Origin of the sequence: Acinetobacter sp. USHLN143 (assembly GCF_037145695.1) — a bacterium.
GTDB lineage: Bacteria > Pseudomonadota > Gammaproteobacteria > Pseudomonadales > Moraxellaceae > Acinetobacter > Acinetobacter fasciculus.
Window position 1 is genome coordinate 56,762 of record NZ_JBBCWZ010000001.1, and the last position, 22,155, is coordinate 78,916.

Sequence of the window (22,155 nt, forward strand, 5' to 3'; positions counted from 1 at the left end):
TGAGGACTGAATAGTGATGAAAGCCACCATCAAACAGCGTGAACACTATACTTTTTTCCTGCCCATTCAAACCCGTTGGGCAGACAATGATCTGTACGGCCATGTCAACAATGTGACTTATTACAGTTATTTTGATACCGCCGCCAATGCCCTGCTGATTCAGGAAGCTGCTTTTGACCCAAAATATTCACCCATGATTGGACTGGTCGTCAGCTCCAACTGTCAGTTTAATCAGGAACTGTCTTATCCGGAAATTATTGAAGTGGGCGTAGCCATTGAAAGCATGGGAAATTCATCGCTCAGCTATGATCTGGCTATTTTTAAACGCAACTCGGATACAGCCGCTGCACAAGGCAATTTTGTCCATGTATTTGTCGATCGTGAGACACGAAAAAGCACCCCGATTCCAGTTGAAATGCGGGATGCTTTATCTCGATTTGTTGTGACTTAACATCCAGCCTATTTCAGCTGAATATTTTGCAGTTCACCGTCAAACTGCTGTAGCAGATCACGTACGGCCGGTTCAGCATGTAACAATTCTTCGGCACGTTTAAAGGCACGTGCCTTACGCTGATGCTGCATGGTATATGGTGTTAACTGGTCCACATTTTCAAATTTCACCTGGAAGTTAGTTTGCGGCCATTGCTGTTGCAAAGCAGCTTCCAGATTATGTTGCAACTGGGTCAGCAACTGCTGGTACTGTTCAGGAATATGGAAAACGGATTCTCCATTCATCTGGCCAGTCATGACGCCATACTGTGCCAGTTCCTGTACCGCTGGAGAAAGTTGGCTATTACGGAACCAGTATTCCCATTTTTCTACGCTCCACTCGCCTTCTAAGGTTTGCTCAGGTATTTTTAAAATATCCTGTGGCATCAGATTCTGCGTATTTACATCTTGGGAAATATCTTCCAGCAAAGCTGTCTGTACAACTGGCTGAACCGACGCTGTATTTTCAAGAGCAGGCTGATCGGTTGTTTCCTGTGAAAGCTCTATTTCCGGTGCAGCAAGACTAAATTCCTCATCAGCAGACATGGTCTCTTGTACTGGCTCAGCAGGAATGACGGCATCTGCAGGAATAAACTCTTCAAGCAGGAAATCATCCGAACTGTTGCTAGTAGCCGGTGCTTCTGGCGTACTCTCGATTTCATCAAAACCAAATAGGCCTTTATCATCATTTGGATCAAAAACAATTTGATCACTAGACTGCACTTCTTCAATGGTGGTCTGAATTACTACGGGCTGGACAGATTCAGGTGCAGTGATGCTGGTTGGCTCTTCTTCATCGAGAAAATCATCCGAAGAAGGCCCAGACGCTGATGCAACATCAATCTCCTCATCTGTCCCATCGTCCAGAGAGAAATCATCAAATACCGGTTCTGCCTCCAATGATTGTGTTTCTATTGATTCAGATTGAAGTTGTGTCTGAACAGGTGGCTGTAGACGTGTTGTATGGGTTGTTGCCTGTTGCGATGCAGTCTCCTGCATTACTGGAATTTCACTTGGTTGTAATGGACGGAAAGCCAGTAAGCGTAGCACCGTCATCTCAAAGCCTTGTTCCTGCGTAACTGCAAGCTGTAAATCGGCACGACCCTTATAGGCAATCTGATAATAAAGTTGCAGATCCTGAGCAGAAATCAGACCGGATAATTGCATAATTTTTTGATTGATCTCAGCACTATATTTCAGACTCAGATCTGGCAGGTACTGCAATAAGGCTAGTTCATGCAACGTCGAAATCAACTGATCGAGCACTAGTGACACATCCAGAGCTTGCTGACGGAACTGTAGCAATAACTGACTGACATGCGCTTTCTGGTTCTGGTGAATCGCCAGAATCAGGTCATAAATAATGGTGCGGTCAATCAGACCGAGCATGTCTTTGACATCCTGATGCTGAATCACACCCTGACCATAGGCAATCGCCTGATCGGTCAGAGACAAGGCATCACGCAGAGAACCTTGCGCAGATTCAGCAATCTGCCAGATCGCATCCTGATCAGACTGAATGCTTTCTTTGCTAAGAATATTGCCCAGATGTTCGGTAATTTCATCGACTGCCAATGGACGCAAAGTAAATTGCAGACAGCGAGAAATTACGGTAATTGGCAGTTTTTGCGGATCAGTGGTTGCAAACAGAAATTTGACATGTTCTGGCGGTTCTTCCAGCGTCTTTAACAGCGCATTGAAAGAATGCGTGGACAGCATGTGCACTTCATCGATCAGGTAGACCTTAAAGCGGCCTTGAGTCGGTGCATAAGGAACATTGTCGAGCAGCTCGCGGGTATCTTCGACCTTGGTGCGTGATGCTGCATCGATTTCGATTAAATCAATAAAACGACCTTCATTGACTGCGGTACAGGTCGCACAGACCTCACAAGGCGTCGAGGTAATACCGGTCTCGCAGTTCAAGCACTTCGCCAAAATACGTGCAATCGTGGTTTTTCCGACACCACGCGTTCCCGTAAACAAATAGGCATGATGCAAACGGCCACGTTCGAGCGCGCTGGTTAAAGCACGTGATACATGGTTTTGCCCCACCAATTCATTAAAATTACGAGGACGGTATTTTCGCGCAAGTACTTGATACATGTATGCTCCTTTTTACAGGTCTAAGCATACTGTTTTTTTATAAAATAGTGAAATGAATGCCGGTTTATAAAGAATAAAAATCCCTTGATCAAAATCATTGAAAAAGGGATATAAAACAGATGCTTTTTTAAAATTAGACCGATTCAAACAGGATAAAGTCACTTTGCATTTGGTAGCGTTTGCCTGTTTGATCTTCACGAATTTCCAAAACATGCTTTTTCAGATCGACATAGAGCAGATTTCGGGTATCGACATTCAGTAGTTCAATCTTTTGTTGTGATTCATCCTGAAACCGAATCTGCCCGCTCATCGTTTCAATTTCATTATGTCCACTTAAACTTTCACGCTGTAAAGTAAAGGTCTGATCTTCATTCAAGGTCAAGGCCACTGCCATGCCTGGACAATCTTCACAACTTGAAAAACATCCCATACATGGCGTCGTGCCCTGATAACTCCCGACCCAGGCAGGAATCTGAGCTTTGGCTTCCATCACCGTTTTTGCAGCCGGCTGATTCGGATCCTGACATCCGAACAACGCACTGCTTGCGACCAAAGGAATCACCAGCACTTTTTTCATTACTTCACACCATAGCCATGGACTGCGCGACAAAATAGCATATTTGTCTGACGGGCTAAACTCCCAAATCAGGGATATTTAGCGCCAGCCTTTGCGGCCGGTCAGTACCGCATCCGCACAGCGCAAGGTTTCCTGCGTCAGGCCCCAAAGACGGTAATCTCCGGTTAATGAACCTGTCGGGAAATTATGCGTATAGGCAAAACTTAAATTCCGTTCAGGGTCACACCAGGCACCAGAGCCATTAAAGCCCATATGACCAAAACCTTTAGAGGCTTTTCCTAAAGTGAGAACACGGTGGTAACCCAAGCGCCAGTGCATCGGTAAAGGCATGACCCGATCTCTTGTTTTGTATTGCACCTGACTAAGTCGCTGGAATACCTCCTGCGAGATCAGTTGCTGTCCTTGCCATTCACCACGACTGGCCAGCATGGCATAGATTTTTGCCAGACTCTCTGCGGTAAATACTCCATTAGCAGACGGAATAATGGCCTGTAGACCCTCATGACTAAAGAAACTAAAGTTCTTCATGCCCTTAGGAATCATGGCATCCTGAAAATCCTGTGGACTCTGACCACTCCATACCAATGCTCGTTCCATCAGGCTGGGTTGCCTTGACACAGTTTTTTTCGCAGTTTGTGTTTGAGACTTAGTTGTTTTAGGCTTTAAAATAGGTAAGGCCACCCGAGCTAACTCATGCGTCGGTACGCTAAAATAAGCACCATTTAACTGTAGTGGCTGTACCAGATATTCCTGCATCAGTTCACCCAGTTTTTTACCAGTCGCTTTTTCCAGTACACCACCTACTTGCCAGCCAAAAGTCAGCGGTTGGTAAGCAGCATCGGTTGCAACCTGAAATCGTGGTTCAGCTGCCGCAATCCGGTCCAGCATCTGTGACCAGTCGGCCATTTCAGTGGCATCATCAATGAGATTACGGATATCAAACAGTCCGCTTTGATGACTGAGCATATGCGCCAGAGTAATATTTTCTTTACCCTTTTGTGCAAATTCAGGCCAGTATTCTGCAACCGGTCGATCATAATCCAGATAACCTTGACTCACCAGAATGTGCGCCAAAGTCGCTAGCACACCTTTGCCTGTGGAGTAACACAGCGACATGGTATCGGGTTGCCAATTTTCAGTTAAAGATTTTTTACCGGTATAAATATCAACGACTTTCTGTCCTTCAAAATACACTACCAGAGCAGCACCACCCTGTTCGGTACGTGCATCCTGCAAACGGCTAAACTGACGGGCAAGATCGCTAAAATGCTCATCGACATTGCCCTGATAATTGTGCTGATCAGCAAACAGATAATCTTTAATTGGCTGCATCATTCTATCCATAGAATATTGATCCCTTAAAATGAAAAAGCCTAAATCGGGTTTAGGCTTTTGATTCAGATTTAAATCGCTTTAATATGACCGGTGACATGCGGTTTTTGATTCTTACTGTTTCGAATCAGGAAATCTGTCTCATTCGCTGCCTGTGCCGTCAGGAACTCGACTTTAGATGGCAAGTACATCGGCAACTTGAACCAAACATCAGCTTCATAGGCATCTGGCAATGACAGATTCGCCAGTGCTTTGGCCTTGCTCCACATACCATGTGCAATTGCCTGTTTAAAGCCAAAGGCTTTCGCTGTGACTGCATGAATATGGATCAGGTTAAAATCACCTGAGGTCATGGCATAACGGCGACCAGTATTTTCCGAGATGTTCCATTCATTATTGAGTGTATATTCTGGTGCTTGGCTTTCTGCAGGTTTGGCAGCAGCTTTAGCATTGGTCTTTTGACGTGACAGATAAGTCGTCAATGCTTCAACTACGACCTCGTCTCCCACTTTGACTGTAGTAATGAAATCAAACTGCACGCCTTTATCGTGCGGCTGCAATTCGCCAAACTTACATGACAGCGTCAAAGTCTCATTCACACCGACTTTACGGTATTGCTTGACTTGATTGCGGATATGTACCAAACCCAAAATCGGAAACGGAAATGCTTCTGAAGTCATCATGTGCATTTGCAGACTTTGTGAAAGCACCGTCAGATAGATTGCTGGAATATAACCATTATTTTTAAAGCCGCAGACTTCATTATAAGCTTTAAGATGTTTTTGATCGACCTTGAATGAATCCACCACATATTCAACTTGCGGTAGAACTTTTTCAGCTTTCGGCTTTTTAAAAATCAAGCCTTGAATCACTTTTGGATAGGCTAAATAAGGTTTTGGAAGTTGACTAAAATGGCGCGTATTCATACTGAACCTTTGGAAATTTTATTATTTCAATTTGTCTAAAAGCGCCTTCTCTTGCACCATATATGGCTCAGGGAGAAGGCTGGGATGAGGGTCAATTCATCCCCTTTTTAATTTAATTTTTACCTCTCCCTAACCCTCTCCATTAAAGGAGAGGGATATCTCCCCCTTTTCAAAGGGGGATTTAGGGGGATTTTAAATTAAGCCCCTAAAAGACTTTGACCACATACACGTATCACGTTGCCATTTAAACCTGTTGATGCAGTAGCAGCAAACATTGCAATCGTTTCTGCAACATCGACAGGTAGACCGCCTTGACTCATCGAATTCATACGGCGGCCCGCTTCACGGATCGCAAATGGAATCGCAGCCGTCATTTGTGTTTCGATAAAGCCCGGTGCAACGGCATTAATGGTTATACCATTTTTTAAAGTTGGTGCTGTGAATTTCACCACACCAATCACACCCGCTTTAGACGCTGCATAGTTGGTTTGACCCAGGTTACCTGCAATCCCTGAAATTGAGGATACACAGATAATACGGCCATTGGCATTTAGACCATCGTGGGAAATTAAATAATCATTCACGCGTTCTATTGCAGACAAGTTGATATTAATCACCAGATCCCACAGCTCAGGCTTCATATTGGCCAAGGTCTTGTCACGGGTAATTCCGGCATTATGTACAATAATATCCAGACCACCATGCTCAACTGCCGCTGCCTTGATCTTTTCACCTGCATCTGCAGCTGTAATGTCAATAGCCAAGGTAGAACCGCCGATCTCACTAGCTACACGATCAAGGTCAGCCTGCTGTTGTAGAACATCCAGACAGATGACATGTGCGCCATCACGTGCCAATACATGGGCAATCGCTTCACCAATACCACGGCTTGCGCCTGTCACAACCGCAGTTTTACCCGCTAATGGCTTGGTCCAGTCTACGTCTACTTTTTCAGCTGGTGAAACACGGATCACCTGACCAGAAACATAGGCAGAACGCGGCGAAATCGTAAAACGTAATGCAGATTCAAGATTTGCTTCAGCACCTGCATCGACATAGATCAGGTTTGCTGCGATACCTTTTTTGAATTCTTTAGCCACTGATTTCACGAAACCTTCCAGTGCACGTTGAGCAATCGCCTGGCTCACCGATTTTGCTGTTTCAGGTGTAGTCCCCACAATCACCACACGGCCCGAACTCTGGATCTGACGTGCAATCGGGTTAAAGAAATCATAAAGTGATTTTAACTGTTCTGAATTTTCGATCCCTGAAGCATCAAAAATAACGACCTTGAATTTTGATTCTTTATCGCCCGGGTTAAATGCACCCAGATTCAGCCCGGATGCTGCAGCCGCCTGTTGCAACTCAGCATTATTACCTGCATAGCTGTTGGCATGAATATTTGCCAGAACCTGAGCAATAGCACCCGTCAATGGACTTGCTGGTGCTGCACCCAATAATACTGCGCCTTTTACCACTGGCGTAGCAGACTCAAAACGGTCTAAAGAAGTTGGGAATGGCAGACCCAAATTTTTAATGACAAATTTACCAATAGGAGATTTTGCAAAAGTTTGGTACTGATCAGTCATGTTTATTATCTCTCATACAAATTAATTTTTGGTTGATCTAAAGTTATCCTTAAACTTCAATATGATGCCAGACACATATATTTCAATAGATCCGCCAGATTCCGCCCAATCATACTTGAGATAACAGGCAGATGACTTGACCTGAGCGCAGTCTGTAATGTCATTGTAGTCAATACAGCCTATCCTCTTCTATGCTAATGTAAACACCAAGAAGACGATCTATTTGCCTGGTAAAGCCTTATGAGCAAAACAACTCAAGAAAATCCAGCAGTCGAGAACTCTGCGACAGAAACTGTGTCAAAACCATCAACGCGCGCTAAGCGTAGCACTAAAAATACTGACACAGCCACTGGGACAGAAAAAAGTCCGACTAAAACCACGCGTACACGGAGCACACCTGCCCGTGCCAAAAATACGACTTCATCTGAAAAAGATTCAACCTCTACAACACAGACTTCTGTTCTACAGGAACCAAACATGAGCCAAAATACAGTTCGCCGCGTTGCGATTATCGGTGGTAACCGCATTCCATTTGCACGTTCTAATGGTGCTTACTTTACGGCATCCAATACTGACATGTTTACAGCAACCCTGAACGGCCTAGTTGAACGCTTTAATCTGCAAGGTCAACGCTTAGGTGAAGTGGTTGCGGGTGCAGTACTGAAACACAGCCGTGACTTCAATATGACCCGTGAATGTGTACTAAATACTGCCCTTGCACCTGAAACGCCTGCTTATGACATCCAGCAGGCATGTGGTACTGGTTTGCAAGCGGCATTTCTTGTTGCCAACAAGATTGCTTTAGGTCAAATCGAAGTAGGCATTGCAGGTGGTGTAGATACGACTTCTGATGCACCGATTGCTTTTGGTGACGGTTTACGTAAAGCATTACTTGAGCTAAACATTGCGAAAACTGCAAAAGACCGTTTGAAAGCACTGACCAAAATCAATGTGAAAGACCTTATGGATGCACCAAAAAATGGTGAGCCGCGTACAGGTCTGTCTATGGGTGATCATCAGGCGATTACTACACTGGAATGGGGAATTTCCCGTGAAGCACAGGATGAACTTGCTGCATCTTCACACCAGAAAATGGCTGCAGCGTATGAAGAAGGTTTCTTTGATGACCTGATCACACCATTCTTGGGTCTTCAACGTGACAATAATCTGCGTGCGGACTCAAGTGTTGAAAAACTGGCGAAATTAAAGCCGGCCTTTGGTAAGGGCGATGCCCGTACCATGACTGCGGGTAACTCTACGCCGCTAACAGATGGTGCTTCTTGCGTGCTCTTGGCTTCTGAAGAATGGGCGAAGGCAAATGGTCATGAAGTATTGGCTTACCTGACTTTCCAGGAAACTGCTGCAGTTGACTTTGTCGAGAAAAAAGAAGGCCTGTTGATGGCGCCTGCTTATGCAGTACCACGTATGCTAGAGCGTGCCGGTCTGAAACTGCAAGACTTCGACTATTATGAAATTCATGAAGCTTTTGCATCTCAAGTATTGTCTACGCTGAAAGCTTGGGAAGATCCGAAATTCTGTAAAGAGCGTTTAGGTTTAGACGCTCCACTGGGTTCAATTGACCGTGCCAAACTGAACGTGAAAGGTTCATCACTTGCTGCCGGTCACCCGTTTGCAGCAACTGGCGGTCGTATCATTGCGACAGCAGCAAAACTGATTAACCAGAAAGGTTCAGGCCGCGTACTGGTGTCGATCTGTGCAGCCGGTGGTCAAGGTGTAACGGCGATTATTGAAAAATAATCCGTTGACCGATCTAATTAAAAAGCCCCTCAAATGAGGGGCTTTTTTATGACTTATTGATTTGGCATCGGGTTATTTTTAAAATACTCATCTACTTTATTCCATGGTGCAGTCGATGCCACGCCTTTCACCATATTCTGGTTCACACCCTGACAAAGTGCGCTGTCCGGCGTCAAGTGAAAAGCATTCACATTTGGGTCCATATAAGGAATTGAACCTGGACGGCGCTGGAAATAGAAGTTTAACCAATCGACCATAGCTTCAAAGCCATAATTCGACATGGCCCATGCACTATTATGCCCGCCCCAATGATGACCAAATTCATGTGCAACAATTCGATAGCCAGATAATCTGTAATGGCCATAGAACAACCATGTATCTACCCCCAAGACTGCACCCCCACCTAGACCACCGCCCATATTGGTAATACCAAGATTAATTTCATTGCGGTTAAGAATTTCCCGATAGATCCGGACATAATCTTCTGGCTGAAAGAAACCATTCGGTCCTTCTACCTGACCATGATTGCCAAAAAAATCGTGTCCCATGACTGCTTTATGGTTAAACCATAAGGTTTCAAATTCTGGAGTACTCAGCATATAGGCCAGATTGGTCATCATCATGACCCATTCCCGGGCATAGACCGGCGTAATACGACACCATTTGTTCGGTTCATCATAGGTACCGAAATAAATTTTCCATTTGGCTTTAATCTGGTTCAGCTTTTTGACGTGCTCATCAGTCTCAGAGCTAATTTTCAGATCAAAAATATTGCTTGGATTTTGCGTGGTCTGACTCAGACCTGCTAGCTGGATCGAGCCTGTGCCATCGAGCAACGGGAAACGGGATTGATCGGTCAACTTGAGATCAAAGCTGGCATTCGAAAATGGCGTCAACTGATCCAGCTTCGCCAGAATCACCCAGTCTTCTGAGTTTTTAATCTTGGCACGAATCTGCAAATCACGTACAGGGACAGCACTGTAGCTTTTCAAATGCAGGCGATTGCCATTTAGGGTTGCCGATAAAATCTTGTCCATATAGACATAACGCTGGCTGCTATTGGTCAAGGTTTCCCATGATTCACCATCCTGCAAGACACGGCTTCTCTCGCGTGCTTTAGATTCGGTTAAAATCATAGCTTGGTTTAGCTGGGTGGATTTATTCTGTTGCAGGGTCAGCATTGGCAGAATATAAATTTTCTGATTGGCCATGTGCAGCAAATTCTGACCATAAATATAAAGATCACTGGCCTTGGCCAGTTGGCTGCTCTGGTTTTGCCCTTTTAAAATATAATCTCGGAAGGTATCCACACTTTTATTGGGTAAGATAGACTCCAAGTTAAAAGATTTTTCCCGGTAGCTTTCTACAGTGCCATCATTCCGTGACACATAAACCAAGCCATCATTATGGCGATGCATGACTGCCGACAAATTGGTTTCTGTTAAAATGGGTGCAATATTATTTCCATTTTCCTGAATCTGATTGATATCGTGGACATAGGTCATACCATCCGGCAGGCTGGTATACAGATAATCACCTATGACTTCCATGCGTGCATTACAGTTGCGCGCACAGCCCGGCAAGCTGAGCCGTGCAAATTTCCGCGCTTTTAAATGGTTTTGCGCCGTTACATCACTTTGACGCCACACATTAATGCGGCCTTCAATATCAGGTACATAAACATAGCGATCGTCAGCAGTCACCGCATTGCTATGTACCAGCGCGTAATTAAGCGCATCGCCCCACCATACACCTGTGCCGAGTGCCATAATGAAGTTCGGTTGCTCGCTATTAATATCTAAAACATCAATTCGGTTCGAGCCATAATTGGCCACATACAAACGCCCTGCTTGAATTTCCAGATCATTCAGGCTATCCCATTTTCTGGCCAGACCCGAAATTTTCGTAGGATCAATCGCACTGAGTGCACGTTTTTGTTTTAAGTCATAACGCAAAATATTCGATTCTGCCTGGCTGTTGGCAATATAAAGAACATCGCCCTCTACCACCATGGCGGTGGGATTCCAGGTTTTCAGACCAAAATTCCCTGCTATTAATTCTGAACCCACATCCAGAACCTTAAATTCCGCAATTTTGCTCAGTTGCTCACCCGAACCGGGGGGTGTCACTGGATCCGGCAGCGTCTGCTGTGGCGTACTGCTCTCACCTCCTCCACCCCCACAACCCCACATCAGCAACACGATGGACACTGACAAGATCGCTCGTCTAAATAGCATTGAATTCCCCAATAAATTTAAAAATTAAAATAAAAAATCAAAGTCTTATAGCTTAATTTTCAGTTGGGTTCGAGCATAAAAAATGAGGACTTGATCAAGTCCTCATCGCTGAATATTTCACCTTTCGCATTCTGAAAAGGGAGTCTGAACTGTGTGGTATTTTTTATGGCGTATTTTATGATGAGATTTTCCGATAATCCGGCTGTAGCCCCAGTCTGGCTTCTAGATGATCATAAACCCACTGAAAAATAAAGGTATATAGGAGAATACAAAGGGTTAGAGCTAAGTCCAGCAAAAAGGCCTGAGCCAGACTCATGTGTAAGGCATAAGCCACCATCGGAATGGTCGCCAGCATCAAACCGCCTTCAAAGCCAATTGCATGAGCAATTCGCACTTTAATGGTTCTTTTCAAATGATGTCTGGCTTCAAACTTTTCAAAATAGTGATTAAACAACATGTTCCAGAGTACTGAGGTCAGAGCCATGGCAATTCCTAGCATACCTGTGACCTCAAGCGGCATATGCATCAAAGTACTTAGCAGGACAGCGATCACGACCAGTAAAATGCCTTCATATAAAGCGGCATGAATCAACCTTCTTTTGGAAATTAACATATCAAATCAGCTCAATTCATTACATGATGCAAGAATTTTATTTCTTTAAATCTGACTATTCGAGTTAGAATCTATCAATAAAAATGAAAGATAAAATTATGAATGTTAATCAAGAACAGCTACTGATGTTTAAAACTGTGATGGAAACCGGTTCTTTCTCTGCGGCTGCCCGTCAACTAGGTAAAGTACCTTCCGCAGTCAGCATGGCCATTGCCAATCTGGAAATTGACCTGAATCTAGAACTGTTTCAGCGTATAGGTCGTGAACCAAAACCGACCGCACAGGCGCAGGTATTGTATGAAAAAACCCAGCAACTTCTGGTCGAAATGAATCAGTGGAAACAGCATGCTCAAGCCCTAAGTTCAGGCCTGGAATCTGAACTGAATATTGTGGTGGTTTCAGAATTACTGCATACGCGTTGGACCGATTATATCGTGTTACTGGAACAGGAATTTCCTGCACTGCAAGTCAATGTATTTAGTGCACCTCAGGAAGATGCACATCGTATGCTGTTCGAAGGTTCAGCGCAGCTGGCCCTGATGTTTGAACGCGAACAACTGGAAACACGGGAACAGTTTGTGGAATTGAAACGTGAGGTACTGGTCGCTGTAATCGCCAAACAGCATCCCCTAAGTCAATTCGATCAAGTCAGTTATGAACAGATTTTGCAAAACAGGCAGATTGTGGTGGCCAGTCGGGATCGCACCATCAAGCCGGAACTACTCTTTTCACGAAATTACTGGCGCACCGACAATCATCATTCGGCTTGCAGCATGATTCAGCAAGGACTGGGCTGGGGGGTTCTGCCACTCGAAATGCTGAATGAGCAGCCACATTTGCAAGATCAGTTACAGGTTCTCAACCTGCTCGATTTCACCCCAAAGTTTGAATATTTTGTTGATCTGGTCTGGAGCAGAGAAACCCGATTAGGCACAGCTGCTCATTTTTTGATTAATCACTTGCGCAAACAACGTAAAACCGGGCATTAATCACAGAAATTCAACGACAGTCTACTTGGTAAACCGGCCATTTATGATATATAAGAAAGCATAAGCAATAACCATAGAACTAGATCGTAATGACATTAACTGCATTAAACCAATTAAAAAACTTGACGACCATTGTGGCAGACAGCAGTGATTTGAGTGCCATTGAAAAATTTCGTCCGCTTGATGCAACCACCAATCCATCGCTGATTACTGCAGCAGCGAAACAACCTGAAAATCAGGCCTTGATTGAAGCTGCTTTTCAGCAAGCCCAGCAAGAAGGCTATACAGATGACGCCCTGATTGAACGTACCATTGATATTTTGACGGTCAAATTCGGTGTAGAAATCTTAAAACTCATTGAAGGCCGTGTTTCAACAGAAGTCGATGCTTCCCTGTCTTTTAATACTGAAGCCACGATTGCCAAAGCCAAAGAGTTGCTGGCATTTTATGCGCAATATGGAATTGATTCAGACCGCATCCTGATCAAGATCGCGTCTACCTGGGAAGGCATTCAAGCAGCAAAAGCACTGGAAGAAGAAGGGATTCATACCAACCTGACTTTATTATTTGGTCAGCATCAGGCCCATGCCTGTGCCGATGCCAAAGTGACTCTAATCTCGCCTTTTGTCGGCCGTATTCTGGACTGGTACAAAAAAGCTGAAGGCGTTGAGTCTTACCCGATTGAACAAGATCCGGGGGTCTTATCAGTTAAGCGTATTTATGAGTTCTATAAAGCACATGGTATTCAGACTGAAATCATGGGCGCCAGCTTCCGAAGTATTGATCAGGTACTGGGCTTGAGCGGCTGTGATCTGCTCACGGTAGCGCCAAATTTATTGGCCGAACTAGAAAATGATCAACGTGAAGTGCGAGCTCAACTCTCAGCCAAAGATATTCAAGTTCAAGGTGAACTCAGTCCAATCAGCCATGCCGATTTTGATGCACAATTGAAACAGGATCCGATGGCCAGTGAATTATTGCAAGGCGGCATTGACGGTTTCATTAAAGCCCGTGAGCAACTGGCTGCTTTATTACGTGAAACTTTCCTGAGTACCACTGAGATTTAAAGAAAATTTAGCAAATTTCTCCAAGCCGATGTTGCTATAATGCCGCATCGGCTTTTTTGTTCATGCGAGTTTTTCGTGTTTGGTATCACAGATCTAACGACCTTTATCATTGGAACCACGTTGATTGTGCTACTGCCCGGGCCGAATTCCCTGTATGTCATGTCGATTGCTTCGCGCTTTGGGATTAAGACGGGATATATGGGTGCCTTGGGGGTTTATACGGGCGATCTGATCCTGATTATATGTACAGCATTGGGAGCAGCTTCTTTACTGCATGCCTTTCCGGTACTGTTTATTGCACTGAAAGTTATTGGAGCGATCTATCTCAGTTACTTGGGTATCAAGCTAATCATTGCGGCCTACCAGACTTTCTTTCCGGAAAAGTCATCACAACGCGTCCAGATTAAAAAGACGACTCCAGATACGGTAGAATCCGTTCAGCCCTTTCGTACAGCGCTCACAATCAGTATTTTAAATCCCAAAGCGATTCTGTTTTATCTGTCTTTTTTTGTGCAGTTTGTCGATCCTGCCTATCCTTATCCAGCCCTGACATTCACGCTTCTGGCTGTAATCTTGCAATTGATCAGTATGACCTATCTTTCAATCCTGATTTTTTCTGGTGTAAAACTGGCGTCCTATTTCAACCAAAATTATAAAGTGACTGCCAGCTGTGTCGCAGCGGTCGGGATCCTGTTTTGCGGTTTTGGCCTTAAACTGGCGACTTCAACTTTCTAGCAATGATCGGCTTCAAACCAGTAGACCTTTGGATAAAATTGTTAAAAACATTGTGTTGATACGTGAAAAGCGTATGATTTAAACGCATTTAAAAATAGTGTCATGGATGATGCCAAAACTTTTACAAGATCTCTCCTTTCCTGCCGTCATGGCCGGTTTTATTACCTGCATGATTGGTATTAGTGTTTCCGCCGTACTGGTCATTGAAGCCGCTCAAAGCCTAGGTGCTAATCAGGCACAAATTAGCTCCTGGTTATGGGCACTGGGTATAGGTATTGGAGTTTCTGGATTTTTGCTTTCCTGGAAATATCGTTATCCGATTTCAACCGCCTGGTCGACTGCCGGTCTGGCACTGGTCATTGCTTCCGCCGGTCACTATAGTCTGGGTGAAGCAATTGGCGCTTTTCTGATTTCTGGCATCCTGATTGCCTGTCTGGGATTTTTTGGAATTTTCGAGCGAATTTTCCAGTTTATTCCACAAAGTTTGACCAGTGCCATGCTGGCAGGTGTCTTGCTGAAATTTGGTATCTCGGTCTTTGGCAGTCTGCAACAGTCCTGGGAATTCGTGCTTTGTGTACTGGTGATTTATCTGGTTTCCAAAAAACTGAGTACGCGCTATAGCATCGTGATTACCGTGTTAATGGCTATTGCCCTCTGTCCGTTCTTTATTAATTTTACTATTCCGCAGCTGAACTGGAGTATTGCCCAGCCGGTATGGATTACACCTGAATTTAGCCTGCAAGCTGTTTTAGGACTGGCCTTACCTTTAATGGTGATTAATCTGGCATCGCAATACCTGCCTGGCTTGGCCGTCATCAAAAGTTATGGTTATCCGCCGAAAGTAAATTCTATTCTAGGCTGGACGGGTATTACACAGACGATGCTGGCGCCCTTTGGCTGTTTTAGTGTCAATCTTGCCGCGATCAGTGCGGCGGTCAGCCTGGATGCCCAAGCGCATCCTGATCCGGCCAAACGTTATATTGCAGGGATGAGCTGCGGCCTGTTTTATATTCTGATGGGTTTTTTTGCTGCGACCTTGACCAGTGTACTGATGGCTTTTCCAGGGATTCTGATTACAGTATTGGCAGGCATTGCCCTGTTTGGCACCATTGGCCACAATATCGCGCTGGCTTTTCAGGACAGTCATGACCGTGAAGCAGCACTGATGACATTCCTGTTTAGCGCCTCTAATATCCAGTTTTTTGGTATTGGCTCCGCTTTTTGGGGACTGCTACTTGGTCTGATAGTTTATTTAATGTTTAAGCTTAAACCGCAAGTGGCATAAGCTTATTGTAGAAATGAGGCAGCTACCTTGTCTGCCTTTTTAATGCCCTGCAGTCTGGGAAAACAGGTTAATCACCACCACACCGGAAATGATCAGTGCAATCCCGATAAAAGCGGGCACATCCAGCGCCTGTTTAAAGATTACATAGCCTACGATTGCCGTAAGAACGATGCCTACTCCTGCCCAGATCGCATAGGCAATGCCTAAAGGAATGACTTTAATCACCTGAGACAGCAAATAAAACGCAATACAGAATAAAATGATCACAGCCAGAGATAGCCATAATCGGGTAAAGCCTTCTGACTTCACCAAAAATGTTGATCCAGTCACTTCGGCAATAATAGCCAACGCCAACAACAAATATGCCCATGAGACAGGATTCATTTTTTAAACTCCAAACAATTTTTCAATGATTGCTGTCGGGACGATCTGACATGATCAATCTTGAGAGATTCATTTTGCACCGTTTTCTCTTCAAGGGGAAAGCTGATGTAAAAAATCCAGGGTTTTGACAAAGGTTTGCTGACTTTCCTTTTTTCCCATAAAAAACTGATATTCATGAATGAGCCAGGCCTTAGACTCTGGATAAAATATTTCAGTCACAGGAACCTGCTGTTCCTTCAAAGCTTTTACAAATGGTAGTGACTGAGTATCGGTCAGAAAATCCTTATTCCCACCACTGATCAGGACAGGTGGATAAGACGGCGTAATATACTGAATCGGAGAAATCTGCTTTAAAAACGCGGCATCATGTTTACGCTCGCCGGTATAAGCCTGAATCAGGTTAAAGACACCCCATTCGATAATTTTCATTTCTTCAGGTGCTGTGCTGGCAAATGCTTCCAAGTCATAAATTCCACAATGCAAGATTAAACCTTTAAGCTGCGTAGGTTGCAGATGAGGCTGAATACCGGATTGGTTGGCAAATACAGGGTTGGTCAAAAGAGCGGCGTAATGGCTGGCCATATTCGCCCCGGCAGAATCTCCGGCCAGATATAAGTTCTGGGCATCGATTTGGTAGGTGTCTGCATAGGTATCGAGAAATTCAAGTGCCTGATTGATCTGGTGTAACTGGCTTGGATAGGTCACTTGTGGCGCAAACTGATATTGCACGGATACCACGTTATAGCCCTGTGCCGCCAGCAGCTTGAAATAACCCCGTGCATGTTCTTTAGAACCTGAAATCCAGCCGCCGCCATGAATCCAGACAATGGTCGGTCGTGGGCCAATACTGGCAATATTCTGCGGCTGATACAGATCCAGAGATAATTTCTGCTGCGGCGCATAGGTAATATTTTGCTGGACGATAACCGCACCAGGCGCATAACGATCCATCACTTTTTGCTGCAAGCCTGTGGTCAGGTTAAAAGCACCGGCAATGACTTTACTGTTCTGTGCGGTCTGACAGCCGGAAAGAATAACTGAACTTATGAGCAAAAGATGAATGGCAAAAAACCTCAAAACAGTCCCCTATACATGATCTAAAAACAGGCTACGGCAGTTTAAACTATCCTGCTGCAAACAAGGACTATTCATCCTCTTATTTTTGATCACTAAAACTGCAATTCCGAGTTTTTTACTCTGTTTTTTTCATCACTTTTACATGAAAAATATTTGTAATTTAATGAGTTTTTTCAATTTTACCGCTTTTTTGCAATTGCACCCGCCACAGCACTGTGCTATCAATAAACCAAGCCTAAAAATCAGACAACCTGCGGAGAAAAGCCATGGCCTATCAACATATTTTAGTCCCAGTGGACGGTTCAGAAATTTCCTTTTCTGCAGTACGACATGCTGCCAAAATTGCCAAGGCATTTGGTAGTCAGCTTTCCCTGATCAGCCTGATCGCAGAAGATCCTTTTACCGAGGCTGATTTCTATTACAGCTCCTCCATCATGAAGGAATATTTTATCGAGGCACATGCCAATGCAAAAAAGGCCTTGAAAGAAGCCACTGCCATCGCAGCCGGTGAAGGTATTGAAGCGCAATCCCGCATTGTCACAGGTTTAGTCAATGCAGAACATATTGCTGAAACCGCGGGTGAGGTGAAAGCCGACCTGATCGTCATGGGTTCTCATGGCCGTAAAGGCTTCCAGAAAATGATTCTGGGCAGCTTTGCACAAGATGTATTGGGTGCGAGTGAAATTCCCGTACTGATCGTGAAAAAATAATCCTGATGCTGCGCATCTTCAAGATGCGCAGTACTTGCTACTTTTACATTTGAACCTCTAGCAAAACATGCTGTGGAGATTTACTCGCTTAAACCACACTCCCCCTTTACTGCAATAATAAATATGAGGAAGCACCATGAATAACTATGATCATCTTCTCGTAGCACTCGATGAGTCCTCGATTTCCTATGCTGCCGCAGATCATGCCCTGGAACTGGCCAAAGTATTTCATAGCCATGTCACTTTACTCAGTGTGATTGCGGTGGATCCCTTTAAGGGCGTAGATTTTTACAAAGTTGCTCCTGCAGTCACAGACTATTTTATGCATGCAGAACAAAATGCGCTGGATCGTTTAAATGAACTGAAACTGAACTTTGTTCGTGATGGCATCCAGGTGACGACAAAAATCCTGCATGGCATGGCGCCGTCAGAAGGCATTATGCAGGCTGCAAATGAATCCCCGACCGATATGATCATTATGGGTTCACATGGTCGTAAGGGTCTGCAAAAACTCATGCTGGGCAGTGTCGCTCAGAATGTTCTGGCACTTTCCTCTATTCCAGTCCTCATCGTCAGACAATAAGATGCTTGATCAAAGCCTGTATGATGCAGGCTTTTAGCGAAGTTTTTGATTTAACTCACTTAAGAATATTTCAGCATCAAGCTGGCTTTGAAATACTTTTTTGTATTCTCCGACCTGCTGAATGGAATGCGGCGTATATTGAATGGAGATTTCAAGTAAGCCATTTTCAGGATTCTTGCTGACATGTACGGCAATAATATGCTGGCTATTTAAATAAAAACCATCTTCAATTTTCACTAACATATCTTGGACAACCTCTAGTAAGCGAATCTGTAGATCCCTTTACCTAGCTTACAGCTTAATAAACAAATACTCTTTTCCGTATAATCATACTGTAACACCCTTTGGTACTTACCTAGGCCTTTAGAGAAATTCAACTGTATTTAAAGCCAGCATTTGAAATAAACAGGAAATAAAAAACCGGATCAGGTCGATCCGGTTTTTTATGAATATTGATGTTATACGCTGAGCATACTATTGAGTGTCTCAGACACATTTTTAGATTTAACCAGTGGCTTTAAGGTTTCAAGCTGTGCTTTCACTTCACTGCGTTGCGGTTCTGCCAAGGTATACCAGCGTGACAATACCTGTAGCAAACGTGAGCCTACAATCGGATTTTTCTCGTCCAGATATTTTGCCAGTCCAATAAAATGCTGCACGCCAAAGCTCCAGGTATTGACCGGATTAGCATTCAGCCCCCCGCTCACTGCACGGATACGGTTAGGCACAGCCAGATCATAATCCGGATGCTGGGTCAGATACGCAATCGTTGCATCCGTTGCTTTTGGATGTGCTGCCTGAACCATAAACCATTGGTCTAAAGACAAGGCTTCATCTTCAAAGCGGCTATAGAAATCTGCCAAAGCTTCTTCTGCTTGTGGTGCATCATTCCAGACCAAGACTTTCAGCGCACCCAAACGTTCAGACATATTCCCCGTGTGATATTGCTCATAGGCTAAATCAAAGGCAAATGCATCTCCCTGACGAGCCATCATCGTCAGCATAATATTTCTTAAAGCACGCACACCCATCGCTTGTGAGAATTCAGATTGCAGATCAGGATCCAGATTAAGATAAGTTTCTTTCGCTGTTTCTCCAAAAGCACGTGCCAGAGTATGTAGCAAAGCCTCACGCTTTTCCTGAATCATGACCGGATTATAATCCTGATCAATACGGCTACCTAAATAACCTTCCGACGGTACATCAAACAGACGTGATGCCAACAGCGGATCTTTCTCAATCACATCCGGCAAGGTATTGAGCATAGCCTCGATATAAATTTCTGCAGGCTGGTCATCCAGCAAGATACGCTCGAGTAAGGTCTGAGTTGCTTGCCACTGGTTAAAACCATTGGTCTCGTATTGCAACAGGAAAGCCAGTTCTTTTTCTGAATAGTCAAAGTCCAGATTCACCGGTGCAGAGAAATTACGCAGCAAGGACACCACCGGTTTTGCTGTCACACCGCTAAATTCGATCGTGGCTTCATCCTGATCAAACAGATACACGCCATCTTTGACGCCATTTTCAAAGAGTGCCTCAGAGTTCAGCGTTAGCTGCTCACCGCTTTCAGCATCAAACAATGCCAAAGCCACTGGAATTGGAACTGCTTTCAGATTCGGGTATTTGGCATGCGGTTTCAGGCTTTGCTTGAAGTGAAGACGATAGATTTGGGTCTCAACATCGTACTCAGCTTTTACTTGCAATTTAGGCGTACCTGGCTGGTTGTACCAGGTCAGGAAGTTTGAAAGATCCACACCTGAACCTGCTGTAAGCGCGGCCACCCAATCCTCAACTGTTACCGCCTGACCATCATGACGGCGGAAATATTCATCGGTTCCCTGACGGAATTTTTCCTTGCCAAGCAAGGTCGCCATCATGCGGTTAATTTCCGCACCTTTTTCATAAACAGTGGCAGTATAGAAGTTGTTAATTTCTACAAAATGATCCGGACGCGGTGGATGCGACAGCGGCCCTGAATCTTCCGGGAACTGATGCGCTTTGAGAACTGCTACATCATCAATACGTTGTACCGCAGCCGACTGTAAATCTTCCGAGAAAGACTGGTCACGGAATACAGTCAAGCCTTCTTTCAAACATAACTGGAACCAGTCACGACAGGTAATCCGGTTACCAGTCCAGTTATGGAAATATTCATGTGCAATGACTGACTGCACTCGCATGATTGCGGCATCAGTGGTGTACTCTTCATCGGCCAGCACGCATGAAGTATTGAAGATATTCAGACCTTTATTTTCCATGGCACCCATGTTGAATGCACTGGTCGCCACAATCATGTAGTTATCCAGATCATAAGGCAGACCATAATGCTCCTCATCCCAACGCATGGAATGTTTGAGCGCTTCCATGGCGATCTTGCATTTTGGAATATCTTTTTCTTCTGCATAGATTTCCAGAGCTACATTGCGGCCTTCCGATGTGACATAAGAATCTTTCATCACGGCCAGATCACCAATCACACAAGCGAACAAATAGCTCGGTTTCTTGGTCGGATCCTGCCACACGGCATAGTGACGATTGGCATCGACTTCACCGGTTTCCAGCAGGTTACCATTTGCAAGCAAAACCGGATATTTCTTATCTGCTTCGACACGCGTCGTAAAGACCGACAACACATCTGGACGGTCTGGATAGAAAGTAATTTTACGGAACCCTTCTGGTTCATTTTGGGTCACAAACAGATCTGAACTGGCCTGATATAAACCTTCCAGCATCGTATTACTTTCGGGGTGGATTTTAACCACAATTTCAAGCAACACTTGATCAGGTGCATTGGCAATGACCAGCTGTTCAGCATCCAAGTGGTAGTCACTGGCATTCAGGGTTTGACCATTTAACTTAATCGATTGCAGCTCTAGATCGCGGCCAAGCAGAACCAGATCGCCAGCAGTTTGGCGCTGCATCTCCAGCTTGCTGCTGACCAGACTGTGGTCACTATAGACTTGGATATTCAGGTCGATGGAATCAACAATAAAGGAAGGTTTTTGATAGTCTTTTAAATAAATGGTTTGATCCGCTTCGATCACCGGGTTTGCCGCAATATTCATGTCCTGTCCTAATCTTTTATCGTGTTCGACATTGTTCATGTCAAAATCATACGCCAAGTTTTAAACGCTGTCTGTGCATTTGTATTGTTAGATCTAATATGGGCATTTCATGCACCACTTTCAATGCATTCTGCCTAATTGAGCAGCACTCGACTCTACATAAGAAATATCTGTGCCATAAAAATAGTCAGGATCATAATTTCTGACATTTTCATAAATAACTGATTTAAAAATATATAATTTTATTTGCTGAGTACCGAATAAATTCTGATTAATAAATGAGCACACTTCTTGCTACAGTTAAACTGTGTTTTTCCACACTTCCAATGAAAGAATAATGATAACGATGATGAGGTGAGCCATGTATTTAAAACAGCATGTTGTACGGATCGAAAATATCAAAACTTTGCAGACCCTGGATCAGGCCAATATTGACCATAAAGTGATTGCCCTGTTGATGAGCTGTGAAGGCATTCCGCTTCAGGCCCATGAAGTGACTGCCATTCTCAACACCTACGATGCACTCGGTGCCAAAAAAGTGCCCTCTAAAAAGGTTCAGGCCTTAATTCATGCCAAACACCGCGGCGAGGAGGACGACACATTACCCTGCCCGGTTTAAAAAACGTCATTTCATGT

At 44.4% G+C, this 22,155-nt stretch carries 20 protein-coding genes; 9 read left to right on the forward strand and 11 right to left on the reverse strand.

Annotated elements, in window-relative coordinates; all coding sequences use genetic code 11:
• Positions 1 to 16: 16 nt before the first annotated feature.
• Positions 17 to 451, forward strand: a complete 435-nt coding sequence (locus tag WFH18_RS00270) for an acyl-CoA thioesterase (protein ID WP_004645428.1) — start codon at positions 17 to 19, stop codon at positions 449 to 451.
• A gap of 8 nt (positions 452 to 459) precedes the next feature.
• On the opposite strand, the gene dnaX is transcribed toward WFH18_RS00270, so the two are convergent.
• The 5 genes from dnaX to WFH18_RS00295 all read right to left on the reverse strand — a co-directional run bounded on the left by dnaX (position 460) and on the right by WFH18_RS00295 (position 7,016).
• Positions 460 to 2,592 carry a DNA polymerase III subunit gamma/tau gene (gene dnaX, locus WFH18_RS00275; RefSeq protein ID WP_336754553.1) on the reverse strand — a complete coding sequence of 711 codons (2,133 nt, stop codon included), beginning with the start codon at positions 2,590 to 2,592 and terminating at the stop codon, positions 460 to 462.
• A gap of 133 nt (positions 2,593 to 2,725) precedes the next feature.
• Entirely contained in the window at positions 2,726 to 3,169 is a 444-nt protein-coding gene (locus tag WFH18_RS00280; RefSeq protein WP_004278816.1) for a copper resistance protein NlpE N-terminal domain-containing protein, read from the reverse strand.
• 78 nt (positions 3,170 to 3,247) lie between these two features.
• Complete coding sequence (locus WFH18_RS00285) at positions 3,248 to 4,513, reverse strand: serine hydrolase domain-containing protein (RefSeq protein WP_005103470.1); 1,266 nt, start codon at positions 4,511 to 4,513, stop codon at positions 3,248 to 3,250.
• Positions 4,514 to 4,572: 59 nt separating this feature from the next.
• Complete coding sequence (locus WFH18_RS00290; protein ID WP_004278819.1) at positions 4,573 to 5,427, reverse strand: MaoC family dehydratase; 855 nt, start codon at positions 5,425 to 5,427, stop codon at positions 4,573 to 4,575.
• A 197-nt stretch (positions 5,428 to 5,624) separates the two neighbouring features.
• The gene (locus WFH18_RS00295) at positions 5,625 to 7,016 is read right to left on the reverse strand and encodes a 3-oxoacyl-ACP reductase (protein ID WP_336754554.1); all 1,392 of its coding nucleotides are present in this window, start codon (positions 7,014 to 7,016) and stop codon (positions 5,625 to 5,627) included.
• Between the two features lie 240 nt (positions 7,017 to 7,256).
• Between WFH18_RS00295 and WFH18_RS00300 the strand changes: the two genes are divergently transcribed.
• Positions 7,257 to 8,774, forward strand: coding sequence for an acetyl-CoA C-acetyltransferase (locus WFH18_RS00300; protein ID WP_004278822.1), 1,518 nt, complete (start codon positions 7,257 to 7,259; stop codon positions 8,772 to 8,774).
• A gap of 53 nt (positions 8,775 to 8,827) precedes the next feature.
• Here WFH18_RS00300 and WFH18_RS00305 read toward each other — a convergent pair whose 3' ends face one another.
• Together WFH18_RS00305 and aceI are read right to left on the reverse strand one after the other, a co-directional pair.
• Positions 8,828 to 11,011 (reverse strand): beta-propeller fold lactonase family protein, encoded by a 2,184-nt coding sequence (locus WFH18_RS00305; protein WP_004731448.1) that lies wholly within the window; start codon positions 11,009 to 11,011, stop codon positions 8,828 to 8,830.
• 175 nt (positions 11,012 to 11,186) lie between these two features.
• Positions 11,187 to 11,624 (reverse strand): chlorhexidine efflux PACE transporter AceI, encoded by a 438-nt coding sequence (aceI, locus tag WFH18_RS00310; protein WP_004278825.1) that lies wholly within the window; start codon positions 11,622 to 11,624, stop codon positions 11,187 to 11,189.
• Positions 11,625 to 11,722: 98 nt separating this feature from the next.
• On the opposite strand from aceI, the gene WFH18_RS00315 reads away from it, so the two are divergent.
• From WFH18_RS00315 to WFH18_RS00330, 4 genes are all read left to right on the forward strand, one after another.
• Positions 11,723 to 12,613: a LysR family transcriptional regulator gene (locus tag WFH18_RS00315; RefSeq protein ID WP_004278827.1), complete on the forward strand. Its 891-nt coding sequence runs from the start codon at positions 11,723 to 11,725 to the stop codon at positions 12,611 to 12,613.
• Positions 12,614 to 12,702: 89 nt separating this feature from the next.
• Complete coding sequence (gene tal / locus WFH18_RS00320) at positions 12,703 to 13,680, forward strand: transaldolase (protein WP_004278828.1); 978 nt, start codon at positions 12,703 to 12,705, stop codon at positions 13,678 to 13,680.
• A gap of 75 nt (positions 13,681 to 13,755) precedes the next feature.
• A complete protein-coding gene (leuE, locus tag WFH18_RS00325; RefSeq protein ID WP_004278829.1) occupies positions 13,756 to 14,415 on the forward strand; it encodes a leucine efflux protein LeuE in 660 nt (219 codons plus the stop codon).
• Positions 14,416 to 14,524: 109 nt separating this feature from the next.
• The gene (locus tag WFH18_RS00330) at positions 14,525 to 15,700 is read left to right on the forward strand and encodes a benzoate/H(+) symporter BenE family transporter (RefSeq protein ID WP_004278830.1); all 1,176 of its coding nucleotides are present in this window, start codon (positions 14,525 to 14,527) and stop codon (positions 15,698 to 15,700) included.
• A gap of 39 nt (positions 15,701 to 15,739) precedes the next feature.
• Here the strand turns inward: WFH18_RS00330 and WFH18_RS00335 are convergent, their stop codons facing one another.
• Both WFH18_RS00335 and WFH18_RS00340 read right to left on the reverse strand, forming a co-directional pair.
• Positions 15,740 to 16,084, reverse strand: coding sequence for an SMR family transporter (locus WFH18_RS00335; protein ID WP_004278832.1), 345 nt, complete (start codon positions 16,082 to 16,084; stop codon positions 15,740 to 15,742).
• A gap of 90 nt (positions 16,085 to 16,174) precedes the next feature.
• Positions 16,175 to 17,161 (reverse strand): alpha/beta hydrolase, encoded by a 987-nt coding sequence (locus tag WFH18_RS00340; protein ID WP_004278833.1) that lies wholly within the window; start codon positions 17,159 to 17,161, stop codon positions 16,175 to 16,177.
• Between the two features lie 266 nt (positions 17,162 to 17,427).
• On the opposite strand from WFH18_RS00340, the gene WFH18_RS00345 reads away from it, so the two are divergent.
• Both WFH18_RS00345 and WFH18_RS00350 read left to right on the forward strand, forming a co-directional pair.
• Positions 17,428 to 17,871 carry a universal stress protein gene (locus WFH18_RS00345; RefSeq protein ID WP_004278834.1) on the forward strand — a complete coding sequence of 148 codons (444 nt, stop codon included), beginning with the start codon at positions 17,428 to 17,430 and terminating at the stop codon, positions 17,869 to 17,871.
• 136 nt (positions 17,872 to 18,007) lie between these two features.
• Positions 18,008 to 18,454 carry a universal stress protein gene (locus WFH18_RS00350; RefSeq protein WP_004278835.1) on the forward strand — a complete coding sequence of 149 codons (447 nt, stop codon included), beginning with the start codon at positions 18,008 to 18,010 and terminating at the stop codon, positions 18,452 to 18,454.
• A gap of 33 nt (positions 18,455 to 18,487) precedes the next feature.
• On the opposite strand, the gene WFH18_RS00355 is transcribed toward WFH18_RS00350, so the two are convergent.
• Complete coding sequence (locus tag WFH18_RS00355) at positions 18,488 to 18,697, reverse strand: hypothetical protein (RefSeq protein WP_004278836.1); 210 nt, start codon at positions 18,695 to 18,697, stop codon at positions 18,488 to 18,490.
• 215 nt (positions 18,698 to 18,912) lie between these two features.
• A complete protein-coding gene (gene pepN, locus WFH18_RS00360) occupies positions 18,913 to 21,519 on the reverse strand; it encodes an aminopeptidase N (protein WP_004731462.1) in 2,607 nt (868 codons plus the stop codon).
• 361 nt (positions 21,520 to 21,880) lie between these two features.
• On the opposite strand from pepN, the gene WFH18_RS00365 reads away from it, so the two are divergent.
• Complete coding sequence (locus WFH18_RS00365; RefSeq protein ID WP_004278839.1) at positions 21,881 to 22,138, forward strand: hypothetical protein; 258 nt, start codon at positions 21,881 to 21,883, stop codon at positions 22,136 to 22,138.
• Positions 22,139 to 22,155 lie beyond the last annotated feature (17 nt).